The sequence below is a fragment of the Nocardia vinacea genome (assembly GCF_035920345.1).
Classification (GTDB): Bacteria; Actinomycetota; Actinomycetes; order Mycobacteriales; family Mycobacteriaceae; genus Nocardia; species Nocardia vinacea_A.
On the sequence record NZ_CP109149.1, the window covers coordinates 6067515 to 6093217 of the forward strand.

The 25703-nt window shown below is 65.0% G+C and carries 24 protein-coding genes and 1 pseudogene; 14 read left to right on the top strand and 11 right to left on the bottom strand.

Going from position 1 to position 25703, the window contains the following annotated elements; translation table 11 throughout:
• The first annotated feature begins 11 nt into the window (after positions 1–11).
• Entirely contained in the window at positions 12–1175 is a 1164-nt protein-coding gene (locus tag OIE68_RS27480) for a low temperature requirement protein A (protein ID WP_327093965.1), read from the top strand.
• Between the two features lie 10 nt (positions 1176–1185).
• Here OIE68_RS27480 and OIE68_RS27485 read toward each other — a convergent pair whose 3' ends face one another.
• Together OIE68_RS27485 and OIE68_RS27490 are read right to left on the bottom strand one after the other, a co-directional pair.
• Positions 1186–2295: a winged helix DNA-binding domain-containing protein gene (locus OIE68_RS27485; protein WP_327093966.1), complete on the bottom strand. Its 1110-nt coding sequence runs from the start codon at positions 2293–2295 to the stop codon at positions 1186–1188.
• A gap of 151 nt (positions 2296–2446) precedes the next feature.
• On the bottom strand, positions 2447–3421 hold the full coding sequence (locus OIE68_RS27490) for an NADPH:quinone oxidoreductase family protein (protein WP_327093967.1): 975 nt from the start codon (positions 3419–3421) through the stop codon (positions 2447–2449).
• Between the two features lie 147 nt (positions 3422–3568).
• On the opposite strand from OIE68_RS27490, the gene OIE68_RS27495 reads away from it, so the two are divergent.
• Both OIE68_RS27495 and OIE68_RS27500 read left to right on the top strand, forming a co-directional pair.
• Positions 3569–3892: an ESX-1 secretion-associated protein gene (locus OIE68_RS27495; protein WP_327093968.1), complete on the top strand. Its 324-nt coding sequence runs from the start codon at positions 3569–3571 to the stop codon at positions 3890–3892.
• Positions 3889–5025, top strand: a complete 1137-nt coding sequence (locus OIE68_RS27500; RefSeq protein ID WP_327093969.1) for a transglycosylase SLT domain-containing protein — start codon at positions 3889–3891, stop codon at positions 5023–5025. Before OIE68_RS27495 ends, OIE68_RS27500 begins: the two co-directional genes overlap by 4 nt.
• Positions 5026–5218: 193 nt before the next feature.
• Here the strand turns inward: OIE68_RS27500 and OIE68_RS27505 are convergent, their stop codons facing one another.
• Complete coding sequence (locus OIE68_RS27505; RefSeq protein WP_327093970.1) at positions 5219–5410, bottom strand: DNA-binding protein; 192 nt, start codon at positions 5408–5410, stop codon at positions 5219–5221.
• A gap of 137 nt (positions 5411–5547) precedes the next feature.
• Between OIE68_RS27505 and OIE68_RS27510 the strand changes: the two genes are divergently transcribed.
• Positions 5548–6315: an acyl-[acyl-carrier-protein] thioesterase gene (locus tag OIE68_RS27510; protein ID WP_327093971.1), complete on the top strand. Its 768-nt coding sequence runs from the start codon at positions 5548–5550 to the stop codon at positions 6313–6315.
• A 43-nt stretch (positions 6316–6358) separates the two neighbouring features.
• On the opposite strand, the gene OIE68_RS27515 is transcribed toward OIE68_RS27510, so the two are convergent.
• Positions 6359–8029: an FAD-dependent oxidoreductase gene (locus OIE68_RS27515; RefSeq protein ID WP_327093972.1), complete on the bottom strand. Its 1671-nt coding sequence runs from the start codon at positions 8027–8029 to the stop codon at positions 6359–6361.
• 182 nt (positions 8030–8211) lie between these two features.
• Here OIE68_RS27515 and OIE68_RS27520 point away from each other — a divergent pair, with 182 nt between their 5' ends.
• Positions 8212–8703: a histidine phosphatase family protein gene (locus OIE68_RS27520; RefSeq protein WP_327093973.1), complete on the top strand. Its 492-nt coding sequence runs from the start codon at positions 8212–8214 to the stop codon at positions 8701–8703.
• Between the two features lie 12 nt (positions 8704–8715).
• On the opposite strand, the gene OIE68_RS27525 is transcribed toward OIE68_RS27520, so the two are convergent.
• Positions 8716–8919, bottom strand: a complete 204-nt coding sequence (locus OIE68_RS27525) for a hypothetical protein (protein ID WP_327093974.1) — start codon at positions 8917–8919, stop codon at positions 8716–8718.
• A gap of 95 nt (positions 8920–9014) precedes the next feature.
• Between OIE68_RS27525 and OIE68_RS27530 the strand changes: the two genes are divergently transcribed.
• The 7 genes and pseudogenes from OIE68_RS27530 (at position 9015) to OIE68_RS27560 (ending at position 13109) form a co-directional block, all read left to right on the top strand.
• The gene (locus tag OIE68_RS27530; RefSeq protein ID WP_327093975.1) at positions 9015–9383 is read left to right on the top strand and encodes a glyoxalase superfamily protein; all 369 of its coding nucleotides are present in this window, start codon (positions 9015–9017) and stop codon (positions 9381–9383) included.
• Positions 9384–9565: 182 nt separating this feature from the next.
• Positions 9566–10063, top strand: coding sequence for a MerR family transcriptional regulator (locus OIE68_RS27535; protein ID WP_327093976.1), 498 nt, complete (start codon positions 9566–9568; stop codon positions 10061–10063).
• 54 nt (positions 10064–10117) lie between these two features.
• Complete coding sequence (locus tag OIE68_RS27540; protein ID WP_327093977.1) at positions 10118–10411, top strand: putative quinol monooxygenase; 294 nt, start codon at positions 10118–10120, stop codon at positions 10409–10411.
• A 64-nt stretch (positions 10412–10475) separates the two neighbouring features.
• Positions 10476–10934: pseudogene (locus OIE68_RS27545) on the top strand (carboxymuconolactone decarboxylase family protein); the annotation flags it as partial.
• Positions 10935–10952: 18 nt separating this feature from the next.
• Positions 10953–11264 carry a GNAT family N-acetyltransferase gene (locus tag OIE68_RS27550; protein WP_327101823.1) on the top strand — a complete coding sequence of 104 codons (312 nt, stop codon included), beginning with the start codon at positions 10953–10955 and terminating at the stop codon, positions 11262–11264.
• Positions 11265–11331: 67 nt separating this feature from the next.
• Positions 11332–12321 carry a pirin family protein gene (locus tag OIE68_RS27555; RefSeq protein WP_327093978.1) on the top strand — a complete coding sequence of 330 codons (990 nt, stop codon included), beginning with the start codon at positions 11332–11334 and terminating at the stop codon, positions 12319–12321.
• 143 nt (positions 12322–12464) lie between these two features.
• Positions 12465–13109, top strand: coding sequence for a hypothetical protein (locus OIE68_RS27560; protein WP_327093979.1), 645 nt, complete (start codon positions 12465–12467; stop codon positions 13107–13109).
• Here OIE68_RS27560 and OIE68_RS27565 read toward each other — a convergent pair.
• Positions 13099–13965: a helix-turn-helix transcriptional regulator gene (locus OIE68_RS27565; RefSeq protein ID WP_327093980.1), complete on the bottom strand. Its 867-nt coding sequence runs from the start codon at positions 13963–13965 to the stop codon at positions 13099–13101. The two genes, OIE68_RS27560 and OIE68_RS27565, sit on opposite strands and share 11 nt — an antisense overlap.
• Positions 13966–14065: 100 nt before the next feature.
• Between OIE68_RS27565 and OIE68_RS27570 the strand changes: the two genes are divergently transcribed.
• Positions 14066–15073, top strand: a complete 1008-nt coding sequence (locus OIE68_RS27570; protein WP_327093981.1) for an aldo/keto reductase — start codon at positions 14066–14068, stop codon at positions 15071–15073.
• A 62-nt stretch (positions 15074–15135) separates the two neighbouring features.
• On the opposite strand, the gene OIE68_RS27575 is transcribed toward OIE68_RS27570, so the two are convergent.
• On the bottom strand, positions 15136–15606 hold the full coding sequence (locus OIE68_RS27575) for a PaaI family thioesterase (protein WP_327093982.1): 471 nt from the start codon (positions 15604–15606) through the stop codon (positions 15136–15138).
• Between the two features lie 70 nt (positions 15607–15676).
• Entirely contained in the window at positions 15677–15994 is a 318-nt protein-coding gene (locus OIE68_RS27580) for a CD225/dispanin family protein (protein WP_327093983.1), read from the bottom strand.
• Positions 15995–16186: 192 nt separating this feature from the next.
• On the opposite strand from OIE68_RS27580, the gene OIE68_RS27585 reads away from it, so the two are divergent.
• Positions 16187–16900, top strand: a complete 714-nt coding sequence (locus tag OIE68_RS27585) for a hypothetical protein (protein WP_327093984.1) — start codon at positions 16187–16189, stop codon at positions 16898–16900.
• Here OIE68_RS27585 and OIE68_RS27590 read toward each other — a convergent pair.
• From OIE68_RS27590 to OIE68_RS27600, 3 genes are all read right to left on the bottom strand, one after another.
• On the bottom strand, positions 16897–17946 hold the full coding sequence (locus tag OIE68_RS27590; protein ID WP_327093985.1) for a glycerophosphodiester phosphodiesterase family protein: 1050 nt from the start codon (positions 17944–17946) through the stop codon (positions 16897–16899). The two genes, OIE68_RS27585 and OIE68_RS27590, sit on opposite strands and share 4 nt — an antisense overlap.
• A gap of 170 nt (positions 17947–18116) precedes the next feature.
• A complete protein-coding gene (locus tag OIE68_RS27595) occupies positions 18117–22070 on the bottom strand; it encodes a DNA-directed RNA polymerase subunit beta' (RefSeq protein WP_327093986.1) in 3954 nt (1317 codons plus the stop codon).
• Positions 22071–22176: 106 nt separating this feature from the next.
• Entirely contained in the window at positions 22177–25686 is a 3510-nt protein-coding gene (locus OIE68_RS27600) for a DNA-directed RNA polymerase subunit beta (RefSeq protein WP_327093987.1), read from the bottom strand.
• Positions 25687–25703 lie beyond the last annotated feature (17 nt).

A 25703-nucleotide genomic window follows, 5' to 3' on the forward strand; every position in this document is an offset into this window, starting at 1 on the left:
ACGAGATTTCGATGAGCGAGCCTGCCGAATCCACTACCGCAACACCCCATGCCCGCGCCACCTGGGCGGAACTATTCTTCGACCTGGTCCTCGTCTTCGCGGTCACGCAGACCGCGCATGTACTCGGCCACCACACCTCGATCGGCACGCTCGGCCATGCGCTGGTGCTGTTGGCGCCGCTGTGGTGGGGGTGGGTCGGGGTCACCATCCTGGTGAATACGGTGGAGGAGAACAACGCTCAGCGCTTGGTGCTGTTCGGGTCCGGGCTTTGCATCTTCCTGATGGCGGTGGCCGCGCCTGCCGCGCTGGACCAACCACGCGGGGCCGCAATGGTTTTCGCGGGTGCGCATTTATTGCTGCGGATCGTCTTGTTCGTCGCCGTCACCCGCACCAATGGCTTCGCGACCACCATCAACCCCTTCAGTATCGGATTGGTCACCGGCATAGCGATTTTCGCGAGCGCGCCACTGCCGGAACATTCGCGCATCTGGGTCTGGACGGGGGCGCTCGTCGTACAATTGGGCGCGCCGCTGCTGTACAGCAGGGCCTTGCGCAACCGCACGATCGGGGTTTCGCATCTCGCGGAGCGGTTCGGCCTGTTCATCATCATCGCGCTGGGCGAATCCGTGGTGGATGCGGGTGCGCAGGCTTCCTCGACCGGCCTCGATCCGGCTGTGGTGACCACGCTGGTGCTCGCCTTCGTGGTCGGCCTCGGACTGTGGTGGATCTACTTCCATCGATCCGCGCGGCTGATCGAGCATGCATTGTCCACCATGCCCTCACCCGGACTGATCGTGCGAGATGTGTTGAGCTACGGGCATTTCGCGCTGGTAACCGGGTTGGTGGCGGTTGCCGTCGGGCTCGGACATTCGGTCGCCGACCCCGGTCATACCGCGCACGGCGTGGCCCCCGCGCTGGCGCCGGGCGGCGCCGCGCTGTTCATGGTGGCCCTGGTGGTGAATCGGTGGCGGATGCTCGGCAATGTGGCGACCACACGCGCTGTTCCGGCCATCGCATTGATCGCCATCGCGCTGACCTCGTCGCTACTGCCCGCCATCGTCGTGGTCGCACTGACCGCGGCCGTGCTGGTAACCGCAAATATCGTCGAGCAACTGGTGGCCGCACCCGGTCGGCCGCTGCCCGTCGTGCCCATCGGACGCCGGCGTTCGCGATAACGCTGCCGGTTCAGGGACGCAGATCCGCATTCACGTCGAGGATTTCGACGCTCGTTCGCTTATCGGCCTCCAGGAATGCGACCAGCGCGTTGGCTTCGGCATCAACCGCCGCACATTCCGCGGCCGACCACTTCCGGGTCGGGGTAATGCGTAGGCGGGCGACGCCCTTCTCCTGGAAGATCTTGTAGAAGCCCGCGAGGAAGCCGTCGACCAGGACCGGGGATACCGCGGTGGCGAATGCGCGCAGGGGTGGGGCCGTGCCGTCGGGGACGATCCTGGTTCGGTCCTGGTGCGAGAGGATCGCATTGTCGTACCAGCCGAGCAGGCGAACCGGCGCGGGCAGGTCGGGATCGGCGAGTTCGCCGTCGGCGATGTCGTAGAGGGTGCGGCCGCGTTCGTCGGTGTAGGTGCGCAGACGGTCGCCGAGCTGTTCGACTGCGGCCTTCATGCCGGTCAGCTTCGACCAGGTCTGCATATCCATGGTGCTGGCCGGACCGAAGGCGCGCAGGTAACGAAAGACCAACTCCGCCAACGGATAACCATGTTCGAGTGGTGCCCCGAGCCAGGGTTCGACGCGGGACCAGACCGGCCTGCTGTTGTCCTTCCACTTGCCGCGCGGCGGAGTCTGCAATACGGGCAGTTGGTACAGCCAGGTCTGCAGCACCGCACCGGCGTCGCGATCCGGGTAGATCGCCGCCGCCTCGGCACGCAGGTCGGCCGCTGACATCGGCTCGGCACCGAGCGCGGCCTCGCCGTGCTCGCGCACCTCGTCCGGATCCAACCCGACCATCGCGCCGTAGTTGAAACCCTTTCGAAAGGGGACCTTTTCGAGCTCGGGCTGGATATGCGGTGCGATGCGCAGCGCATCCGGCGGCGTGACCATATGAATCGTGCCGCGCATCAAGGTGATTCGCACCAGCGTGCGATCCTCCAGGCCCGCCGAAACGGTCGCAGGATCGAAATCCGCTATGCGGCTCCACAATCCGACGAACGGCGGCGGCGAATCCTGGGCCTGCAACCCCACCAGATGCTCGCACATCTCGAAAACACTCAGCGCCGAACGCTCCAGCAGATGCTGGCGTGCGAGCAACGTCCGGTTCAGTACCCGATTAGACAGCATCTGCGCAGCGATTCCATGAGGGGTGGTGGTTGGGCGACGGGTGGGCCGGCTTCATGATCAGATCACCGTACCGCCGGGCGCGAATTGTCGCGCCGTGCATCGAATGGTCGGAGAATTCAGAGCGGCGCACCGATTCGGGCGCGGCTCGCGGTCAGCGCAGGGTGACGACAACCTTGCCGGTGGCGGTGCGGTTGTCGAGGGAAGCGACCGCCTCGGCGGCCCGCTCCAATGGGTAGAGCACCGGCTTCGGTGGGGTGATCTCGCCAGCGGCCAGCAATGGCTCGACTTCGGCCCACTGCTCGGTCAGGTAGCCGGGGTGGGTCATCACCCATTCGCCCCAGGCCGCGCCGATCACCTCGACGTTCTTGAGCAGCAGTCGATTCACCTTGACCGTCGGGATCTCACCGGCGGTGAAGCCGACCACCAGCAGACGACCCGCCGGAGCGAGGCTGCGGATGCTGTCGGTGAACCGGTCGCCGCCGACCGGATCGAGCACGATATCCACACCGCGGCCACCGGTCAGCTCCTTGACGGCCGCGAGCCAGCCGTCGGTCAGCACCACATCGGTGGCGCCGTTGGCGCGCGCGACCGCCGCCTTCTCCTCGGTGCTCACCACCGCGATGACCCGGCCCGCACCCAGCGCGACCGCCATCCGCAGCGTCGAGGTGCCGATGCCGCCCGCGGCGCCGTGCACCAGCACGGTCTCCCCCGCGGCCAGTCTGCCGCGGTTGCGCAGGCAGAAGTGCACGGTCAGATCGTTGAACAGGATTCCGGCCCCGGCCTGCAGCGATACGTTGTCCGGCAACCGGAACACCATCTGTGTCGGCGTGACCGCCACCTCGGCGAGGGCATTGCCGAGCATCGTCAGCGCGACCACCCGATCCCCCGCCTTTATGTGCGCCCCCTCCGGAGCCGCGCGCACGATCCCAGCCACCTCGCCGCCGACGACGAACGGCAGCTCGGGCTTCATCTGGTACAGACCCCGCGTCATCAGCACATCGGGAAACGCCACCCCGGCCGCGTGCACGTCGATGACCACACCCCCGGGATATGCCGCCGGCTCCGGAATCTCGACGACCTCGACCGCTTCCGGCCCCTCCAGCTTGCTGACCTGGGCTGCACGCATATGCCGACCTCTCTGTCCATTCGGCGAAACTCACATCATCACCGACGCCCTGACCAACCTAACCACCCACCGTCGGGCCCCTGTCCACACCACCCGTTTTTGCTATGCTGACCGCGACCTGAGCTGGGGACGAAGGGGGAGTTTTTCGTGGTAGACCAAATAGACCCAGGAACGTTGCGGGTCGATGCGGGCGCGCTGCAGACATTCGCCAAGAGTCTGGGCGATGAGGCGAATGGCATCAAGAAACTCAATGTCGGTGACGGCTTCAACATCGCGGTAAACGCACTGCCCGGCACCCAATTCGGAACTGCCGTGCAATCCGCCACCGACACCGTCAACCGCAGCCTGACCCGAATCGGCGAGCGCCTCGACAAGATCGCCTCGATCACCCACAACGTCGCGGGCGCCTTCGAAGTCGCCGAGACCGACTTCACGAACAGCCTGAAGACGATCGGCCTGCAACTCCCATGACCCTCACCATCGACGACGTAGCCAAGTGGGAACCCGACCACCTCACCACCGCAGCGAATAACGCAGCCAAGCTCTCGACGGATCTGGACACCGCGATCCGCAAGGGCACCGAAGACACGGCCGAACTGGGCACCGACAAGACGTGGTCCGGCGTCGCCGCTGCTGCGGCCAACACTCGAATGGAAACCGAAAAGACCCGCGCTTCCGTGGTGAGTCAAGCGGTGCACGATCTCCAGACAGCCTTCACCGCCGAGGTGGGCAACCTGAACCAGACCAAGCAGAACGTGCTGTCACTGCGTGATCTGGCTACCAACCCGACCTCCACGGCCCCCGGCACGAATACCGAGCCGGGCTTCCATGTCGCTGCGGACGGCACAGTCGATGCCAATGACCGAATCGCTTGGTACAAGGCGAATCTGAACGAATCCGAAGCCAACCGACTCACCGTTCAGGCCGCCCTGGACGCCGCGCACTGGCAAACGCAGATCGTCAACGCGCTGGCGGCGGCAGAAGCCGCGGCCGATCGAGCTGGACAGTCGGTGGATCAGGCCGTCAAGAAACTCCAAACCGCCTACGACGGCCTCGGCGACCCCGCTGCCGTTACGCCGCAGACACAGAACACCAGCACAACAGCGACGTCAACTACGTCCACCTCCAACACGAGCAAGCCGAGCTATGTGTCGAGCAACCACAATGGCAGCGGCTCCGGATCCCCTTCGAGCTCGCTGTATTCCGGTGGTACCAGCTCCAGCGCACCAACCGGGGCGAAGCCGAGCGGCGATATGGCCAAGTGGATCGAGGACGCGAAGAAGGCGCTCATCGCCATGGGTTACGACCCGAAAGATATCGATGAGAACGCGATCGCGTTGATCATCCAGCACGAGTCGGCCGGCGACCCGTACGCCGAAAACCGCTGGGACAGTAACTGGGTGGCCGGGCATCCTTCCAAAGGACTCATGCAGACCATCGATAGCACTTTCAACGCCTACAAAGCGCCCGGCCACGACGATATCTGGAATCCGGTCGACAACATCATCGCCGGGGTTCGGTATTCGATCGACACATACGGATCGCTCGGCAATGTGCCAGGTGTCGCCGCGGTCAATTCCGGTGGCGCATACCGCGGCTACTGACGGTGAGCGAACAAAGCGTCATCGACTGTTGGCGAACAGGGCGTACTGGGCGTCTCGGCGAGAAGCACATTGGTCGGTTAGAGGTCGCGGTGCACCATGCCCGCGCGGTGGATCTCCATGAGCGCCGAGGCCAGACCCGCTCCCCTCGGTCCTCCCCGGGCATAGTACCGAGGTGATCGCCGCGGTGGAGCGCTCAGGCGAAGCTCTGGCCGCGTTCGGCGAGGGCGGTACGGAGTTTGGCAATGGCGGTGGGACCGACGCCGTGCAGTGCGGCGAGATCACGTTCGGTCCATGCGGTCAGGTCGGCCAGGCGGCGGATTCCGGCGGCGGCCAGGGCGCGTTCGGCCGGTTTGCCGAGTTTTGCGGGGAGGTCGGAGTCGGGCATGGCCCCATACTGCCCCGTGGGACCGACAACTGTGAGTAGAGGCGGCTCGACGCGAGGGTGTGACGTACGCCCCGTAAAGTCGTCTCAGAACAGCAGCGTAAGAGAACGCGGCACACCGTGCAGCGCGAGGAGCACCAGTGTCACTCGATCAGCCACTCGCCCCGCTTCCCCAGGAGGGCATGGGGTTTGCGTCGGCGTGGCCCATCCGGGCTGGCGATGTAGATCCGTACAACCGCTTGCGGTTCGACGCCGTCGCACGTTATCTGCAGGACATTGCCTGGGAACAACTGCAACAGACGAATCTGCATACGACCGACCCGAGCTGGATCGTGCGTCGCACGGTCATCGACGTCATCCGGCCGATCCTGTGGCCCGACGAGGTGCGGCTGCTGCGGTGGTGTTCGAGCATGTCCACCCGGTGGACGAATATGCGGGTGCGCATCACCAGCGCGAACGGCGGATTGATCGAGACCGAGGGCTTCTGGATCAATATCAGCGAGTCCAACAATATGCCCGCCAGGATCAGCGATGAGGGCCTCTCCTACCTGGCGCAGACCACCCGTGAGCACCGCCTGCGCTGGCGGCCCTATCTCACCGACGCCACCCCGCCGGAATCGGATACCGATATGCCGTTCCCGGTGCGGGCCACCGATATCGACCAGTACAACCACGTCAACAATGCCTGTTACTGGCAGGCGGTGGAACAGTTCCTGGTCGAATACCCCAAGCTGGTCGCGGGGCCTCATCGCGCGGTGATCGAGTACGTCGCGCCAGTGCTGGCTCGTCAGCATGTCACCGTGCGCAGCCGCTACGAACCCGGCGACCGCTCCGGACGGCCGGTGCTGCGGTTGTGGTTCGTGGTCGGCGGCACGACCACGACCGTCGTGCGCATCATGCCCCTGTAAAGAAAAACCGGCTCCGTTCACTGGGAACGGAGCCGGTCGCTGTTCAGCCGCGTGCGGCCTTGAGCAGATCCTCACGGGTTGTGAGCTTGACCCGCGGACGGCCCGACGCCTTACCCGCGGACTTCTCCGCCGTATCGATCGCCTTCCAGCCCTCACGGTCGACCAGATCGGCCTGCCGCTGTCCGATCAGCGCCTTCAGCGCGGCCCGATCGGCCTGTGGCACACCGAGTTTGCCCGTGGTGAAGTCGGCGAGGAGGTGCTCGACGGTCTCCTCGGAGTCGGTGCGGTTGGAGCCGATGACACCGCGCGGACCGCGCTTGATCCAGCCGCTCACGTACACACCGGGCACCGGAACACCGTCTTCGCCGATGACCCGGCCGTGCTCGTTGGGAACGACAGCGCGGCGCTCGTCGAACGGCAGATCCTTGATCGCTTCACCCTTGTAGCCGATGGAACGCAAAACCAGTCCGGCGTCCAGGGTTTCGCTGCGATCGGTCGTCCGCGCCACCAATTGGCCGTTCTCACTGACCAATTCGTTGTGCGCGAACTCCACCGACTCGACGTGATCGGCACCGTGCAATGCCGTCGGCGAGACCAGGTAGCGGAAGACGATCCGCTTATTGGCCGGATCACGCCGCCCCGCCGCGTATTCCTTGGCGAGGGTGTACTTCAGCTCCAGCGACGGCTCGACCTCGGGATCGTCCAGCAGCGCCTGACTGCCCGGGTCGAGCGTCAGGTCGGCCTCCTCGACGACGACATCGACGCCCTTCAGATGCGTCAGTGCCAGGAATTCCGGCGAGGTATAGGCCGCCTGCAGCGGACCGCGCCGACCGAGCACGACGACCTCGCGGATATTGCTGCCGCGCAGCGCATCCAGGGCATGGTCGGCGATATCGGTCTTGGCGAGTTCGTCCGGGCCCACCGTCAGCACGCGGGCGACATCCAGCGCGACATTGCCGTTGCCGACGATCACCACGCGCTCACCGGACAGGTCGAACTTGCGATCCGCGTAGTCCGGATGGCCGTTGTACCAGGCGACGAATTCGGTCGCCGAGTGGCTGCCAGGCAGATCCTCGCCCGGCACGCCCAAACGGCGGTCGGAGGACGCGCCAACGGCGTAGATAACCGCGTGGTGGTGAGCGAGCAGTTCCTCGTGGCTGATGCGCGTGCCGACCTCCACGTTGAGGTAGTACTGCAGCGTCTCGCGCCGGAAGGCCGACTCGAACAGCCCGGAGACCGTCTTGGTGCCCGGGTGGTCTGGGGCGACGCCCGCGCGCACCAGACCCCACGGCGTCGGCAGCCGATCGAACATCTCGATCTCGACATCACAGCGGCGCAGCAGTTCGTCGGCCGCGTAACAGGCCGCGGGACCCGCGCCGACGATCGCGACGCGCAGTGTGCCGAGTTCCTTGGGCGGACGCGCGGGCGTGACGATCGGATCGAAGTTCGATTCGAGTGGATGCCGTTCGAAGTAGGCGGCGTTGATGTCACGGAACCTGGCCAGCGACGCGGTCAGATCATCCTCGGAGAAGATGGCCTCCACCGGGCACGCGTCGACGCAGGCACCGCAGTCGATACAGGTGTCGGGGTCGATGTAGAGCATCTCGGTCGTCGCGAATTCCGGCTGGTCCGGGGTGGGACGGATGCAATCGACCGGGCACTCAGTGACGCAGCTGGCGTCATTGCAACAACGCTGCGTGATTACGTAGGCCATATTGTGCAGATCCTCGAAAATGTACCTGGGCTATAGCCACCCAAGGGGGTCGGGAGTGGTCGGGAGCGTCATCGTCGCGGTGCCGGCGGAGGGTGCTCCACGTGGCGCCGTGATGTGATGCCGCTTTCAGTTTGCCTCGAGTGTGTTCGAGGCCTCTCCTCCGGAGGGCTTACGGTATCTCCATGGTGCGGACTCTGATCCTCATGCGGCACGGTAAGTCGTCCTATCCCGACGGTATCTCCGATCACGAGCGCCCGCTCGCTCCGCGTGGTCAGCGCGAGGCCGGACTTGCCGGTCAGTGGTTACGCGAGACCCTGCCGCCGATCGATGCGGTACGTTGCTCGACCGCCACCCGCACGCGGGAAACACTTGCCGCCACCGGAGTTACCGCGCCGGTGGTCTACGAGGCGGGCATCTACGAGGCGTCGCCGCGCACACTCATCGAATTGGTCCAGCTGAGCGATGACGATGTCACGACGCTGCTGGTCATCGGGCATGCGCCCGGAATGCCGTGGACAGCATGGGAGTTGGCGAGCAATCGCGACTCCGATCCGGCGATCGAGCTCAGCCGGAAGTTCCCCACGTCGGCGCTGGCGGTGCTCGAATTCGACCGGCCGTGGGCGCAGGTGGACGAGGGCACCGGCGATCTGGTGCGCTTCCACATCCCGCGCTGATCGCGGACGGCGTCAGTGCAATAGTTTGCCGCCAACGACCACGACGACGCCGAGGACGACGAGCAGCACGAACGCGGCGAATCCGCCGAGCAGCCACCACACGACGCCGAGCGCCAGCACGAACGGCGCCACCGCGATAGCGGTGATCACGGGGCTTTCCTTGACCGTGGCCCAGGCCGAGCGGGCCCTGATCCGGTCGATGTTCTTACCTGGCATGTCACCAGGGTAGGTGTGAAAACCCGTTCTCGCCGTTGAGCGGGTGGGATGCCTCCGCTAGTGACTGCTTGCAGGTCACTCGAAATAATCAGCAGATGGATTGGAAAATCGAACTGGTCGCAATTCCGGTGACCGACGTGGACCGCGCCAAGGACTTCTACACCAAGATCGGCTTCAACGCCGACCACGACCACCGCGTCGACGAGAGCCTGCGCTTCGTCCAGCTGACCCCACCCGGCTCCGGCTGTTCCATCTGCATCGGTGAGGGCATCACCGACGCCGCACCGGGCAGCGTCGAAGGCATGCAGGTGGTCGTCGCGAGCGCTGAGGACGCGTACAAGCAGCTGGTCGCGGCGGGAGTGGAGGCGTCGCCGGTGGTGGATATGGGCTGGGGCCTGTTCACCTTCTTCACCGACCCCGATGGCAACAAATGGGCCGTGCAGGAGCTGCCCAGGCGCGACTGAGTCCGCAGCGGCACGCTGGTCGTCGTCGCGCATTGGATGCGCGGCGATGACAGCGTCCGGTCACTACCCCAGCTGTACAGGCACGGCTGCAAGTAAAACCGATGTTCGGCAGAATTGAGGCTTGCGTGGAGTGCGCTCCAAGTGGCTAACGTCGGTTGTGTTCATCGAGAAGGGCGAGTGCAGTGGGTGGAGCCGTAGGTCAGGTTGTCGGTGATCAGCAAGTTGTCGATGCGGATCGGGAGAAGCCGCAGTATTCGATCGGCGAGGCGGCCGATCGGTCGGGACTGAGTCGCGACACGCTGCGCTGGTACGAGCGGATCGGGCTGATGAACTACATCGGGCGCGATCACGCCGGGAAGCGGCGGTTCAGCAATCGCGATCTGGAGTGGTTGGCGTTGATCGGCAGGTTGCGCACCACCGGGATGTCGGTGGCGGACATGGTCCGCTACGCCGAATTGGTGCGAGAAGGGGAATCCACCGTGCCCGAGCGGCTGCAGATGTTCCGCAATACCCGCGCGGAGGTGCTCGCCAAGATCGACGAACTCCGTCAGACCCTGGCCGTACTCGATTACAAGATCGACCTGTACGAGGGCAAGACCGCCGCCGTCAAACCGGCCGCACTCACACAACCATGCGAAGGGATCAAGATCCCTCCGTCGGCCGGGAACGACCCGTCGTAGCGATTGCTTGCAGGTCGCTCGAAATAGCACCACACAGCAGATCAGGAGGCATCGGTGTCCACACTGACGCTCAATGTCCGATTCACCGCCAAGCCCGGTCACGAGACCGAACTGCGCGAGACGCTCGAGGATTTGGTCGCGCCGACGCTCGCCGAGGCGGGCTGCATCGCCTACGAGTTGTACCTGCACCCGAGCGATCCGAGCCGGGTGGTGCTGCTCGAGGAGTGGGTCGACGAAGCGGCGCTCGCGACGCATTTCGAAACTCCGCATCTGAAGGAGGCCGCGGTCGTATTGAACGAGATCCTGATCGAGCCGTTCCAACTCCGGCGATTCCACGAGGTCGCCTGATCCCCAGCGCAGCGCGGGGAACCGGACCGCAGTCCGGGCACCGTGCTGCTCTAATATCCGGACCATGGAGTCCTCCGGCAGCCGCGTGTTCATCGACAAGCAGACACCCGAGGCGTTTCGAGCGCTGAACACCGTGGCCAGCGCGGTCCGCGCGGCCGGTGCCGCGGCCGGACTCGACCGCAGGCTCATCGAACTGATCAACGTGCGCGTCTCGCAGATCAACGGCTGCGCCTACTGCCTGGACGTGCACCATCGCGCCGCCGTCGCGGCCGGGGCCACCGAGCGCGAACTCGCCGTACTGTCCGCATGGCGGCGGACCGAGCTGTACACGCCGCAGGAGCGGGCCGCGCTGGCACTTGCCGAACTCACCACCACGCTGCCGGACGAGGCCACGATGGACCGTGAGTACGCTCTGGCACGGGAGCATTTATCGGATGAGCAGGTCTCGGCGATCCTCTGGGTCGCCACCACGATCGGCGCGTTCAACCGCGTGTCGATCCTGAGCAAGCACCCGGTACGCCCGACGAAGGAGAAGTCGACCATGACCGAATCGACCCCAGAGCGCAACGTCGTTCGCAACGACGAAAAGAAGCGCTACGAGGTGTTCTACGGCGGCGAACTGGCCGGATTCGCCGAGTACGAGGAGCGCGACGACGAGACGGTGTTCATCCACACCGAGATCGATGGCGCGTTCTCCGGTAAGGGCCTCGGCACCGTTCTGGCCAAGCACGCGGTCGAGGATGCGGTCGCCCGCGGCCGGGTGATCCGGCCGCTGTGCCCGTTCATCAAGGCCTACCTGGAGAAGCATCCGCAATACGACGAGCATGTGGTCGGCAAGGGCGTCACCCGATGAGCGAGCGAACAATCAACACAGCGACAAGGTCGGTCATGCCGGAGCCGAGCGCCGGCGAGGCGCAGGCGTGAGCGATCTCGATCCGCATCCGGAGGAAGCGGTCTGCGAGGCGACACCGGGTTCCGGTCCGGTCGCGGAGCTCTATCCGGCGCGCGAGGTCCCGCTCGGCGGGGTGCGCGGCGTTTACGTGGAACGCGTACTGCCGCAACGTGATCTGCCGACCGTCGGCGCCTGGTGCTTCCTCGATCACTTCGGCTCGCCCACGGTCACCAAGACGGGTGCGTCACCGGATATCGATCCGCATCCGCATATCGGACTGCAGACGGTGACCTGGCCGTTCGACGGACGCATCCGCCACCGCGATTCGATCGGCTCCGATGTGGAGATCGAGCCGGGACAGCTGAATCTGATGACCTCGGGACGCGGCATCGCGCATTCCGAATACGGCGTCGCGGCGGCGCACGCCGGGCACGGCCTGCAACTGTGGATCGCATTGCCCGGCAACAGCCTCGGGATCGATCCACATTTCGAACAGCATCGTGAGCTGCCGGTCTACGAGGCACCCGGGGTGCGAGCGATCGTGCTGATCGGCACGTTCGCCGGGCTGACCTCGCCAGCCAAGGCGTACACACCGATCGTCGGCGCGGATGTGCGAATCGAACCGGGCACCGATACCGCCATCGCCCTCGATCCCGATTTCGAGCACGCGCTCATGGTGGTCGAGGGCGAGGTCACGGCCGATGGCACCGAAATCGCCGCTGGCCCACTGCTCTACCTGGGCACCGGACGCAACGAACTGCGGCTGAGCAGCGCCGAGGGCGCACACTTCGCTCTCATCGGCGGTGAGCCGTTCGGTGAGGAGCTGGTGATGTGGTGGAACTTCGTCGGCCGCAGCCATGAGGACATAGTCGCGGCCCGAAACGATTGGGAGAAGCACGATGTCGAGCGTTTCGCCGATATCGCGGGGCACACGCCGGAACAGCGCATTCCGGCCCCACCGCTGCCCGGTCTGCATCTGAAGCCCCGTAAACGTCGCATGGGCTCGGCCAGGACCTGAATCCGAAGCAACACAAAACAATCGGGACTTTCCCTAATGCGTTGGAATTCGGGGAGGAAACCCTTCAACATCCGATCACGAAACGGTATCTTCGTCCGGAGCAAACCGGACATTCCGCGCCGGTGGTCGGATGAAAGAGCAGGATGAGGATCTCCAGAATCACCGCGACGGCACTGCTTGCGCTCGCGGCCACCACGATCGGCACCGGCGTCGTACACGCGGAACCCGCACCGCCCGCACCGAATTCGACCGCCGACGTACCACTCGACCTGCAGGGTGTCTTCCAGCACATCGGCTATCACGTCGCGGCGGCGCAGAACCGCCACGCCGTGGTGACGACCATTTCCGAGGGCCGCTGGGACCTCGTCCGCGACAACAAGGTCATCTCGCTGACCGATCCCAGCGGACAGGTGGTCGCGGCACTGCCGACCGCAGTGAAGATCGCCGGACATCGGATCGATCTGGTGCCGACCATCGATGAGGCGGGCACCCGGCTCTCGCTCACGCCTATCAGCACGACCGATGACCCGGTGCGGGAGGTGAGCACCGAGGAGCGCTTCTTCGATCAGGTCGAGAAGTCCATGCCGCAGGTGCTGACCGGTGCCGCTATCGGTGCGGCCATCGGATTCGTCCTCGGTTTCCCGCTCGGTCTTTTCGTCTTCGACTTCATCACCGTCCCGGTTATGACCGTGGTCGGCGGGACCATCGGTGCGTTCGCCGGTCTGTCCGCCGGTGGTGGCGAACCGGCCGTTCAGGCGGCGATGGATTACTTCGATCTCAATCCCTGAGCGAGCCGATGTCGTCGTGCGGTAGCAGGCGCTGCGTCCCGATGACGCGCAATAGATCCAGCTTCTCCGCGGCATCGGTGCCCGGACGCGGCATATAGACCAGTAGTCGCTGTGCCGCGTTCGGGGTCAGCAGGGTTTCGCAGACCGTATCGATCACGCCGACCTCGGGGTGCAGGATCCGCTTGATATCCGAAGTCCGCACCGCCACTTGGTGTTCGTGCCACAACTGCTCGAATTCCGTACTCGCGAAACGCAATCGGCTCACGTATTCGGTGACGTCGGCATCGCCGGATCGGCGCGCCGCAGTGGCGCGCAGATCCGCGACGTGGTTGCGGCCCAACCGATCCCAGTCGTCCTCGGGGAAGATCGAACGCGACTGCGGATCGGTGAACCAGCGCCAGGCATAGAACCGGTCCCAGCCGCGCCGATTCGCGTGGTCGCCGACGAGCAGGGTGTGCATGCGGTTCTGCACCAAAACCTCGCCGAGGTCGGTGATGACCGTGCCAGCTGTGTCGTCCAGCTTCGCGAGCACGTGCATGATCCCGGGACCGACATGTTTGTCGGCGGACTCCTGCCCGGGCGGGGCGTGATCGCACAGGTGGTACAGATGGTCGCGCTCGTCATTGCTGAAGCGCAGCGCCCGCGCCAGCGACGCCAGTACCTGGGTGGACGGACGCGGGCCGCGGGACTGTTCGAGGCGGGTGTAGTAGTCGGTGGACATGCCCGCCAGCAGTGCCACCTCGTCCCGGCGCAGGCCCGGCGTACGGCGACGCACCCCCGGTGGCAGCCCGACGTCCACGGGCGTCAGCTGTTCGCGACGCTTGCGTAGGAAATCTGCCAGTTCGGATCGGTCCATGGCACCACTGTCCCGCAATACGCGCGGGCCAGCCAGGGATCGCCGATCCCCCGATAAGCGATCTCTGCCGCGGCCCGTGCACAGGGGCCAAGCTGGTCCCATGACGACATCGAAGCTCAGCACCAAGCTCGGCAATACCGGCCCGGCGGTCAGTCGCATCGGACTCGGCGCCATGGGCATGTCCGGCATGTACGGCGCCGCCGACGACGCCGAATCGATTGGCACCATCCACGCCGCACTGGACTCCGGCGCCAACCTGATCGACACCGGCGACTTTTATGGCGCTGGTCACAATGAGATGCTGATCGGCAAGGCCATTGCCGAGCGTCCCCGCGAGGACATGGTGCTCAGCGTGAAGTTCGGCGCACTGCGCGGGCCGGGCGGCACTTGGGGCGGCACCGACAATCGACCTGTCGCGCTGCGCAACTTCCTCACCTACAGCCTGCAGCGCCTCGGCGTGGATTACCTCGACATCTACCGTCCCGCGCGCTTGGACCCGAATGTCCCGATCGAGGAGACGATCGGCGCGATGGCCGAACTCGTCGAGGCGGGCTATATCCGGCACATCGGCCTGTCCGAGGTCGGCGTCGACACCATTCGCCGGGCCGCCGCCGTGCACCCGATCGCCGATTTGCAGATCGAATATTCGCTGATCTCGCGTGGGATAGAGGCCGAAATCCTGCCTGCGGTAAGGGAACTCGGCATCGGCATCACGGCCTATGGTGTGCTGTCGCGTGGTCTGCTCAGCGATTCGGTTCGCCCGGGTGCGACCTTCGCGCCGACCGACTTCCGCGCCCACAGCCCGCGCTTCCAGGGTGAAAATCTCGACCAGAACCTGAAATTGGTCGACGCCCTCGCGACCATCGCCGCGGAGAAGGATGTTTCGGTCGCACAACTGGCCATTGCCTGGGTGCTGACCCGGGGTACCGATATCGTGCCGATCCTCGGTGCGCGCACTCGCCAGCGCTGGTCGGAATCCCTTGGGGCCGTGGATATCCAGCTCAGCGCCGACGAACTGGCGACAATCGAGGCCGCGGTGCCCGCGGATCAGATCGCGGGCGAGCGTTATGCGGAAGCGCAGATGGCGCTGCTCGACAGCGAGCGCTGACGTGGTTTACCGGAGGGCGCGCGCTCGGGCCGCCCTCCCGACCGGGTCAACGGGCGAATCGGTCACTTCCGCCTTGGGCGGATGACGGCCGTGAATGCCGATGCGGCAACGGACTTTCCGGTGTTATCGGTGATATCCACCGGCACCTCCAGCTCGACATCGACCCGCGCCGCGATATCGGCGCGCACCCGTTCCAGGGTTTCGGCGGTCAACTCGGAGGTCGCGAGGAACGGCCCCGCCTCCCCCTTGGCCCGCGCCAGATATTCGATCCGGCCGTCGCGGGCGACGATGAACGTCTCACCCATGAGATCGACGATGCCCGAGATCGACGCGCCCATCGCGGCGGTCTCGGCCAAGCCGAACAGTACAGCGGCATGCAGATCGCCGTTGTGGTTGAGATGTTCGGGCTTCGGCGCGATCGTCACGACATTGCGGCCCGCGCTGAACTCCACTCCTTCGATACCGGCGAACTGGATAAATCCCAGCTTCTGAAATCCGGCCATCACCAGATCGCCCATGGCCGTGTCATCCATCGCATCTCCCACTGAACTGTAACGTGTTCTAATTTCATACCCCGGCGGGATAGCGGTTGTCCACCGCGGGTCAGGAAGAAGATTGGGTGAGCGTGACGACCAGGTAGCCGAGTCCGAGTACCACGCACAGCACATTCGCGACCATCGCTCCGATCGCCCAGCCTCTCGCCTTCTTCGACGCGTCCAGCGCGCCGGCGACGTCGCCTGCGATCCACTTCGAATGCACCTGGGTACCGAAGACGATCGCTACCAGCCCGAGCGCCGTTCCCACCAGGCAGGTCAGCGTGCCGATAATCGTGGCGACGACCGCGAAGCCCAGATGTGCCGGTGGTTCGAACTGCGGCTCGGCCGGCAGGTAGCCATAGCCGGGCTGTTGTCCATACGTCATAGGTGGGATCCCGTCTCGAAGTCGGTGGCCGGGCCCGGATTTCGGACTGCACCAGCCTACGAACACAACCTTGCACCATGGCTGATGATCGCGCGATCGGCTCGGCTTGGGCACAATTGACAACGGTGGCATGTCTATCGCGATTGGATATTGCATGACGGCGTTGGCGCGGAAAGCTGAGGAAAAGCCGATGTGTCTGCGACCGATCGGGCGGTAGGGCCGATGTACGACCCGACCTCCGATATCGATCGGATCATCGCGCAGCAGGTGGGTTGGTCCGCGGCAGATGACCATCTGCTGTACACCTGCGGTGTCATCGACTTCCTGCTGCACGACCGGCTTGCCGAACTGCCGACCCGGGCCACCATGGTCCGAACCGAATCCGACGAATTGTGCCTGGCCGAGGGGCCCGCCGTCTGGTTTCAGTGGCGGGCGGTCGGGGACGGAACCTGGAATCGCAACAGCGTGACGGCCGTCGGCACGCTGTCCTTCGTGGCCGCTGCCCATCTCGGCAATGCCATGGCGAACCGCTCGCGACGCCGCCAGGCCGAGGCCGGACTGCGCCCGCGCTGGGTGGCCGAACGCCCCGGCTCGGTAATGGTTTCGGACCGGCGGATGTACTGCTACAACGTTGATCATTCGTTCTCGGTGCATTGGGCGGGTCTGGAAATGGTGGATATGCCCGGTTCCGACCGCCTGATCTGCCGTTATCCGGACCGAAACGGCAATCCACATCTCCTCCAGGTCCAAAGCCCATGGGCCGTACTGATTTTCGCACTCGCGGCACACACTCAGTTCCCGAGCCATCCGCTCTTGCAATCGGGTAACTGGCTACCGGCGGGGTTCGAGGAAAAGTGCCACATCGCAGGCAAAACCTGCCCCCGAGTGCGTCATCGGGCCCGCTAGCGGTGATAGGCCCTGGGCAGCCGGTAGCCGCGCTCAGCAAGGACGGTGCGCAGTAGGTCCGGGCGATTGGTGATCAGGCCATCCACACCAAGATCGATCAGCGCGGCCATGGTGGGGCGATCATCCACCGTCCACGGCACCACCGTCATGCCGTGCTCGTGTGCGGCACGGACCAGTTCGGGGGTCGTGAACGCCGCGTAGCCAGGATCCGCGACCGCGCCGTCCTGCGGAATGCCGTGTACCGGCGACAGCACATTCGCGCCGAAAGACGCTGCGGCCACGACGTATTTCTCCGGCAGTGTGCCAGGGAAGTCATCGATATCGATCCCACCCAACCAAGGCGACGCATTCGGCTGACCTTCCTGCAGAAATTGCTGCCCGTTGGTGAGCGCGACGATCGGCAACTCCGGCGCCATCTGCCGCATCCGCATCAGCGCGCCCCAATCGAAACTCTGTATGGTCACCCGGTTTTCGAAATTCGCCCGATGCACCTCCGCCGCGACCACCTGCACGAATTGCTCCCGCGGCGCGGTCTGCTCCGGCGCCCCGGCCTCGACCTTCGTCTCGACATTCAGCATTACATCATCGGCTCGATAGGCCCGCACCAGCTCGAACACCTCCGACAGCAACGGCATTCGCTCCCCCGGCGCGATTCGCTGATTCGAAAATGCGACCGATCGCTTCGATCCACAATCGATCGTCCGCACCTGAGCCAGTGTCAGATCCCGAATGAACTGTGCACCAGGCACATACGGGAACTTCGGATCGCTCGGAAACGCGGGCGCGGTATCGACACACTTATCCGGACTCGGATCCCGATCATGCGTGACCACCGCAAACCCATCCGCCGTGATCTGCACATCCAATTCCAACGTGCTGACGCCGAGCTCCAATGCATTCGCGAACGCGGCCAACGTGTTCTCCACAACCAACCCCGCCCCACCCCGATGCGCCTGCAAATCGAAAGCGCGCCCCGGGCCGTCCGCCGATGCCACACCGGCGGCGGCCAATAACAACCCGACCAGGCCCGCCACATACCACCGCATACACCTCATGGTGACAAACCCACCCCACCACCGCGCAACCTCCGGACGAACAGACCGAGTGCGCTCAGTACGTGAATCTGCTGCTCGGCATGTCAGCCGACCTCGATGAGAAACGACGATCGCCCCGCTCCTGTTGGAGCGGGGCGATCGCCTGACTACAGAGCTACCGATTACCGGTAGTCGCTGAAACCGTAATCGTCGAGCGGGACCGCGGCACCGGTGGTGGCGCCGAAGCTGTCGGGGCTGTAGTAGGTGTCGTCGTAGGACGGCACCGCGTACGCCGCGGCACGAGCCTCTTCGGTCGGCTGGACCTGGATGTTGCGGTAGCGGTTGATACCGGTACCGGCCGGGATCAGCTTGCCGATGATCACGTTTTCCTTGAGGCCGATGAGCTTGTCCGAGCGGCAGTTGATGGCCGCGTCGGTCAGGACTCGGGTGGTCTCCTGGAAGGATGCCGCCGACAGCCACGAATCGGTCGCGAGCGACGCCTTCGTGATACCCATCAGCACCGGACGACCCGCCGCCGGCTCATTGCCCTCGGCGACGACGCGACGGTTGGAAGCCTCGAACTCGGAACGCTCGGTGAGCGAACCGGGCAGGAACTCCGTGGCACCCGAATCGATGATCGTCACGCGACGCAGCATCTGGCGCACGATGACCTCGATGTGCTTGTCGTGGATCGACACACCCTGCGAGCGGTAGACCTCCTGGACCTCGTGGACCAAGTGGATCTGCACCTGACGGGGGCCCATCACGCGCAGCACCTCATGCGGATCCGCCGCGCCTTCCAGCAGCTGCTGGCCGACCTCGACGTGGTCACCGTCGGAGAGCAGACGCTCGGTGCCGTCGTCGTGCTTGAACACACGCAGACGCTGACGCTTCGAGAGCTTGTCGTAGACAACCTCTTCGCCACCGTCATCCGGGATGATGGTGATCTTGTAGAAGCGATCGTCGTCCTCGAGCCGCACCCGACCCGAGACCTCCGCGATCGGCGCCTTGCCCTTCGGCACACGAGCCTCGAAGAGCTCCTGCACACGAGGCAGACCGCCGGTGATGTCGTCACCCGCGACACCACCCTGGTGGAAGGTACGCATGGTCAGCTGGGTACCGGGCTCACCGATGGACTGCGCGGCGACGATACCGACGGCCTCACCGATATCGACCAGCTTGCCGGTCGCCATGGAGCGGCCGTAGCAGGTGGCGCAGACACCGGTGCCGGTGGTGCAGGTCAGCACGGAGCGGACCTTCACCTCGGTGATACCGGCGTCGAGCAGCGCCTCGATGGCCGGGTCGCCGAGGTCGGCGCCCTTCGCCACGACAACGTTGCCCTTGGTGTCCACCGCGTCCGACGCGAGCGTCCGGGCGTACGCGGAGGTTTCCACATGCGCGTCCCGGATGAGCGAGCCGTCGAGCTGCTTCTCGGCGATCGGCACCACGATGCCGCGCTCGGTGGCGCAGTCGTGCTCGCGCACGATGACGTCCTGCGAGACGTCCACCAGACGACGGGTCAGGTAACCCGAGTCAGCGGTACGCAGCGCGGTGTCGGCCAGACCCTTACGAGCACCGTGGGTGTTGATGAAGTACTCCAGCACCGTCAGGCCCTCACGGAAGGAGGACTTGATCGGCCGCGGGATGAACTCACCCTTCGGGTTGGTAACCAGGCCCTTCATACCGGCGAGGGTACGAGTCTGGGTGAAGTTACCGGTCGCGCCCGAGTCGACGATCGTGATGATCGGGTTGTCGGCCGGGTAGTGCGCACGCAGCGCCTTACCGACCTCTTCGGTCGCTTCCTGCCAGATCTTGACCAGGGCGTTGTTGCGCTCCTGGTGATCGAGCGCACCACGCTGGTACTTCTTCTCGATCTGATCGGACTGCGCCTCGTAGCGCTCCATGATCTCGGTCTTCTCCGGCGGAACGAGCACGTCCGACATCGAGACCGTCACGCCGGAACGGGTGGCCCAATAGAAGCCCGCGTCCTTCAGCTTGTCGACGGTCTGTGCGACCACGATCATCGGGTAGCGCTCGGCCAGATCGTTGATGATCGTGGCCTGACGCTTCTTCGGCATCTGCTCGTTGATGAACGCGTAGTCCGCCGGGAGCAGCTCGTTGAACAGCACGCGACCGAGGGTGGTCTCGGCGATCCACGCGTCGCCGCGGTTCCAGCCGTCCGGGAACAGCTCCGCCTCGATTGCCTTCGGCGGGCGCTGGTCGGTGAGGCGCACCTTGATCAGCGAACGCACAGTGAGCTCACCGCGGTCCACCGCCATCTGCGCCTCTGCGGGCGAGGAGTACACGCCCTGCTCCGGTGCGTCCTTGGTGGCCGCCTGGTACTCGCCCTTCGCGCCCTCTTCCAGGCGGGTCAGGTAGTACAGACCGGTCACCATGTCCAGACGCGGCATGGCCAGCGGACGACCCGAGGCAGGCGAGAGGATGTTGTTCGAGGACAGCATCAGGATGCGGGCCTCGGCCTGCGCCTCCGCGGACAGCGGCAGGTGCACGGCCATCTGGTCACCGTCGAAGTCGGCGTTGAACGCCTCACAGACCAGCGGGTGCAGCTGGATGGCCTTACCTTCCACCAGCTGCGGCTCGAAGGCCTGAATGCCGAGGCGGTGCAGGGTAGGCGCACGGTTCAGCAGCACCGGGTGTTCGGCGATGACCTCTTCGAGGACATCCCACACCTGGGGACGCTGCCGCTCGACCATCCGCTTGGCGGACTTGATGTTCTGCGCGTGGTTCAGATCGACCAGACGCTTCATCACGAACGGCTTGAACAGCTCCAGCGCCATCAGCTTGGGCAGACCGCACTGGTGCAGCTTCAGCTGCGGACCGACGACGATGACCGAACGGCCCGAGTAGTCGACGCGCTTACCGAGCAGGTTCTGACGGAAACGACCCTGCTTACCCTTGAGCAGATCGCTCAGCGACTTCAGCGGGCGGTTACCCGGTCCGGTGACCGGGCGGCCGCGGCGGCCGTTGTCGAAGAGGGCGTCCACGGACTCCTGCAGCATCCGCTTCTCGTTGTTGACGATGATCTCGGGCGCACCCAGATCGATCAGTCGCTTGAGGCGGTTGTTGCGGTTGATCACGCGGCGGTACAGGTCGTTCAGATCGGAGGTGGCGAAGCGGCCACCGTCGAGCTGAACCATCGGGCGCAGCTCCGGCGGGATCACCGGAACGGCGTCGAGCACCATGCCCATGGGCGAGTTGCCGTTGGCCTGGAAGGCCGCGACAACCTTGAGCCGCTTGAGCGCGCGCAGCTTCTTCTGGCCCTTACCGCTGCGGATGGTCTCGCGCAGCGATTCGGCCTCGGCGTCGATGTCGAAGTTCTCCATCAGCTTCTGGATGGACTCCGCACCCATGGCGCCGGTGAAGTACTCGCCGTAGCGGTCGATCAGCTCGCGGTAGAGCACCTCATCGACGATGAGCTGCTTGACCGACAGCTTGGTGAAGGTGCTCCAGATCTCGTCGAGCCGGTCCAGCTCGCGCTGGGCACGGTCGCGCAGCTGACGCATTTCGCGCTCGCCGCCGTCCTTGACCTTGCGGCGAACATCGGACTTGGCACCCTCGGCCTCGAGCTCGGCCAGATCGGCCTCGAGCTTCTGGGCGCGGGCCTCGAGATCGGCGTCGCGCTGATCGGCGACCGCCTTCTTCTCGACCTCCATCTCGGCCTCGAGCGTGGAGAGCTCGTTGTGACGCAGCTCCTCGTCGACGCCGACGATGACGTAGGCGGCGAAGTAGATGATCTTTTCCAGATCCTTCGGCGCCAGGTCGAGCAGGTACCCGAGGCGCGAAGGCACGCCCTTGAAGTACCAGATGTGGGTAACCGGAGCGGCCAGCTCGATGTGGCCCATCCGCTCACGGCGTACCTTGGCGCGAGTCACCTCGACGCCACAACGCTCACAGATGATGCCCTTGAAGCGGACCCGCTTGTACTTACCGCAGTAGCACTCCCAGTCCCGGGTGGGACCGAAGATCTTCTCGCAGAACAGGCCGTCCTTCTCCGGCTTGAGCGTGCGGTAGTTGATGGTCTCCGGCTTTTTCACCTCGCCGAAGGACCACTGGCGGATGTCTTCGGCGGTGGCCAGACCGATCCGGAGTTCATCGAAGAAGTTGACGTCTAGCACGTAACTTCCTTTCCCCTATTCGGGTCGAATTCGAGCAAAAAGTTCACTAGTTGGTCGAGCGCGGAGGCCGGATGTCGTCGGCGTGCACGCCATCCGGCCCTACCGCCTAGTTCGCCAGATCGTCGACGGTCGCGGCTTCGTTCCTGGACAGGTTGATGCCCAGGTTCGCGGCCGCACGCTCCAGATCCTCATCATCGCCGTCGCGCATCTCGATCGCCGCGCCGTCCGAAGACAGCACCTCGACGTTGAGGCACAGCGACTGGAGCTCCTTCAGGAGCACCTTGAACGACTCCGGAATGCCCGGCTCCGGAATGTTCTCGCCCTTGACGATCGCCTCGTACACCTTCACGCGACCGACCACGTCGTCGGACTTGATGGTGAGCAGCTCCTGCAGCGTGTAAGCGGCGCCGTAGGCCTGCATGGCCCAGCACTCCATCTCACCGAAGCGCTGACCACCGAACTGCGCCTTACCACCGAGCGGCTGCTGGGTGATCATCGAGTACGGACCGGTCGAACGGGCGTGGATCTTGTCGTCGACCAGGTGGTGCAGCTTCAGGATGTACATGTAGCCGACGGCCACCGGGTACGGGAAGGGCTCACCGGAACGTCCGTCGAACAGCGTCGCCTTGCCGTTGTCGTCGACCATGCGCTCACCGTCGCGGTTCGGCAGGGTCGAGGCGAGCAGACCGGTCAGCTCCTCTTCACGAGCGCCGTCGAACACCGGCGTGGCGATGTTGGACTCGGCCGGGGCCGCCAGCATCTCCTCCGGCAGTGCCTTGGCCCAGTCCGGACGGGAACCACCGTCCGCACCGGCGCCGACATCCCAGCCCGCCTTGCCGATCCACCCGAGGTGGGTCTCCAAGATCTGGCCGATGTTCATACGACGCGGCACACCGTGGGTGTTCAGGATGATGTCCACCGGGGTGCCATCGGGCATGAACGGCATGTCCTCGGTCGCGAGGATCTTGCCGATGACACCCTTGTTGCCGTGGCGACCGGCCAGCTTGTCGCCGTCCTGGATCTTGCGCTTCTGCGCCACGTACACCCGGACCAGCTCGTTGACGCCCGGAGGCAGATCGTCGTCGTCCTCGCGCGAGAACACGCGGATGCCGATGACCTTGCCGGACTCACCGTGCGGCACCTTCAGTGAGGTGTCACGCACTTCGCGCGCCTTCTCACCGAAGATCGCGCGCAGCAGCCGCTCCTCCGGGGTCAGCTCGGTCTCACCCTTCGGGGTGACCTTGCCGACCAGGATGTCGCCGTCGCGAACCTCGGCGCCGATGCGCACGATGCCGCGCTCGTCCAGGTCCGCGAGGACCTCGTCGGAGACGTTCGGGATGTCCCGGGTGATCTCCTCGGCACCGAGCTTGGTGTCGCGGGCGTCGATTTCGTGCTCCTCGATGTGGATCGAGGTGAGCACGTCCTCTTCCACGAGGCGCTGCGACAGGATGATCGCGTCCTCGTAGTTGTGGCCCTCCCACGGCATGATCGCCACGAGCAGGTTCTTGCCGAGCGCCATCTCACCGTTCTCGGTGCAGGGACCATCGGCGAGCACCTGACCGATCTCGACGCGCTGGCCCTCGTCCACGATCGGCCGCTGGTTCGCGCAGGTGCCCTGGTTCGAGCGGGCGAACTTGCGCATCCGGTAGCTCTTGCGGGTGCCGTCGTCGGCCATCACGGTGACGTAATCGGCCGAAACCTCTTCCACCACACCGGACTTCTCGTTCACCACGACGTCACCGGCGTCGACCGCGGCGCGCAGCTCCATACCGGTACCCACGATCGGGGATTCGGAACGGATCAGCGGCACGGCCTGACGCTGCATGTTCGCACCCATGAGGGCACGGTTGGCGTCGTCGTGCTCGAGGAACGGAATCATCGCGGTCGCGACCGAAACCATCTGACGCGGCGAAACATCCATGTAGTCGACCTCGGAGGCGGGGACGAGTTCGTTCTCGTCATTGCCCCGGCGGCAGAGCACACGCTCCTCGATGAAGCGGCCGTCGACGTCGACCGGCGAGTTGGCCTGCGCACGGACGTGGCGGTCCTCTTCGTCGGCGGTGAGGTACTTGACCTCATCGGTGACCACGCCGTCGATCACCTTGCGGTACGGCGTCTCGATGAAGCCGAACGGGTTGACCCGCGCGTACACCGACAGCGAACCGATCAGGCCGATGTTCGGGCCTTCCGGGGTCTCGATCGGGCACATGCGGCCGTAGTGGGAGGTGTGCACGTCGCGGACTTCCAGACCCGCGCGCTCACGGGACAGACCACCCGGGCCCAGCGCCGAGAGGCGACGCTTGTGGGTCAGACCCGACAGCGGGTTGTTCTGGTCCATGAACTGCGACAGCTGCGAGGTTCCGAAGAACTCCTTGATCGCGGCCACGACGGGACGGATGTTGATCAGGGTCTGCGGCGTGATGGCCTCGACGTCCTGGGTGGTCATCCGCTCGCGGACCACGCGCTCCATGCGGGAAAGGCCGACCCGGATCTGGTTCTGGATCAGCTCGCCGACGGTGCGCAGGCGACGGTTGCCGAAGTGGTCGATGTCGTCGACCTCGACCGGCACCTCTTCGCCGCCCGGCGCGGTCATCGCCCGATCACCGGAGTGCAGACGCACCAGGTACTCGATCGTGGTGACGATGTCTTCCTTGGTGAGCACCGATGCGGTGATCGGCTCGCCGAGGTGGATGCCGAGCTTCTTGTTGATCTTGTAGCGACCGACGCGCGCCAGGTCGTAGCGCTTCTCCTTGAAGAACAGGTTCTCCAGCAGGGTCTGCGCGGACTCCTTGGTCGGCGGCTCGCCCGGACGCAGCTTGCGGTAGATGTCCAGCAGCGCCTCGTCCTGACCGGCGGTGTTGTCCTTCTCCAGGGTCGACATCATGATCTCGGAGAAGCCGTAACGCTCGACGATCTCCTCGCTCGTCCAACCCAGCGCCTTGAGCAGCACGGTGACCGGCTGCCGGCGCTTACGGTCGATACGCACGCCAACGGTGTCGCGCTTATCGATATCGAACTCCAGCCAAGCGCCACGCGACGGAATCACCCGCACACTGTGCAGGTCCTTCTCCGTGGCCTTGTCGACGCTGTGATCGAAGTACACACCCGGCGAACGCACCAGCTGCGAAACGACGACGCGCTCGGTGCCGTTGATGATGAACGTGCCCTTATCGGTCATCATCGGGAAATCACCCATGAAGACCGTCTGGCTCTTGATCTCACCGGTGTTGTTGTTGATGAACTCAGCGGTCACGAACAACGGCGCCGCGTAGGTCATGTCCTTGTCTTTGCACTCGTCGATGGAGGCCTTGACCTCCTCGAAACGAGGATCCGAGAAAGAAAGGGACATCGACCCGGAGAAGTCCTCGATCGGCGAGAGCTCCTCGAGCACCTCCTCCAGACCGCCCGTTAGTCCGCCGTCGCCGCGAGCCGCGGCTTTCTCACGCCACGAGGGCGAGCCGATCAACCATGCAAATGAGTCGGTCTGTAGATCGAGAAGTCCGGGCACCTCCAAGGGTTCACGGATCTTCGCGAAAGACACCCGCAACGGGGCTCCGGGGATTCCGGCAACTGCCTTGGTCTGGGTGGAGACTGCCAAGATGCGTCCTTCCAGCACCTCACGCGCGTCGCGTG

What these genes read in the sequence shown, in the direction of transcription:
- OIE68_RS27505 (WP_327093970.1), bottom strand. Translation starts at nt 5,410, where the DNA reads ATGCCCGACTCCGACCTCCCCGCAAAACTCGGCAAACCGGCCGAACGC.
- OIE68_RS27490 (WP_327093967.1), bottom strand. Translation starts at nt 3,421, where the DNA reads ATGCGTGCAGCCCAGGTCAGCAAGCTGGAGGGGCCGGAAGCGGTCGAG.
- OIE68_RS27520 (WP_327093973.1), top strand. Translation starts at nt 8,212, where the DNA reads ATGGTGCGGACTCTGATCCTCATGCGGCACGGTAAGTCGTCCTATCCC.
- OIE68_RS27525 (WP_327093974.1), bottom strand. Translation starts at nt 8,919, where the DNA reads ATGCCAGGTAAGAACATCGACCGGATCAGGGCCCGCTCGGCCTGGGCC.
- OIE68_RS27530 (WP_327093975.1), top strand. Translation starts at nt 9,015, where the DNA reads ATGGATTGGAAAATCGAACTGGTCGCAATTCCGGTGACCGACGTGGAC.
- OIE68_RS27570 (WP_327093981.1), top strand. Translation starts at nt 14,066, where the DNA reads ATGACGACATCGAAGCTCAGCACCAAGCTCGGCAATACCGGCCCGGCG.
- OIE68_RS27515 (WP_327093972.1), bottom strand. Translation starts at nt 8,029, where the DNA reads ATGGCCTACGTAATCACGCAGCGTTGTTGCAATGACGCCAGCTGCGTC.
- OIE68_RS27550 (WP_327101823.1), top strand. Translation starts at nt 10,953, where the DNA reads ATGACCGAATCGACCCCAGAGCGCAACGTCGTTCGCAACGACGAAAAG.
- OIE68_RS27575 (WP_327093982.1), bottom strand. Translation starts at nt 15,606, where the DNA reads ATGGATGACACGGCCATGGGCGATCTGGTGATGGCCGGATTTCAGAAG.
- OIE68_RS27590 (WP_327093985.1), bottom strand. Translation starts at nt 17,946, where the DNA reads ATGCGGTGGTATGTGGCGGGCCTGGTCGGGTTGTTATTGGCCGCCGCC.
- OIE68_RS27485 (WP_327093966.1), bottom strand. Translation starts at nt 2,295, where the DNA reads ATGCTGTCTAATCGGGTACTGAACCGGACGTTGCTCGCACGCCAGCAT.
- OIE68_RS27580 (WP_327093983.1), bottom strand. Translation starts at nt 15,994, where the DNA reads ATGACGTATGGACAACAGCCCGGCTATGGCTACCTGCCGGCCGAGCCG.
- OIE68_RS27500 (WP_327093969.1), top strand. Translation starts at nt 3,889, where the DNA reads ATGACCCTCACCATCGACGACGTAGCCAAGTGGGAACCCGACCACCTC.
- OIE68_RS27480 (WP_327093965.1), top strand. Translation starts at nt 12, where the DNA reads ATGAGCGAGCCTGCCGAATCCACTACCGCAACACCCCATGCCCGCGCC.
- OIE68_RS27560 (WP_327093979.1), top strand. Translation starts at nt 12,465, where the DNA reads ATGAGGATCTCCAGAATCACCGCGACGGCACTGCTTGCGCTCGCGGCC.
- OIE68_RS27565 (WP_327093980.1), bottom strand. Translation starts at nt 13,965, where the DNA reads ATGGACCGATCCGAACTGGCAGATTTCCTACGCAAGCGTCGCGAACAG.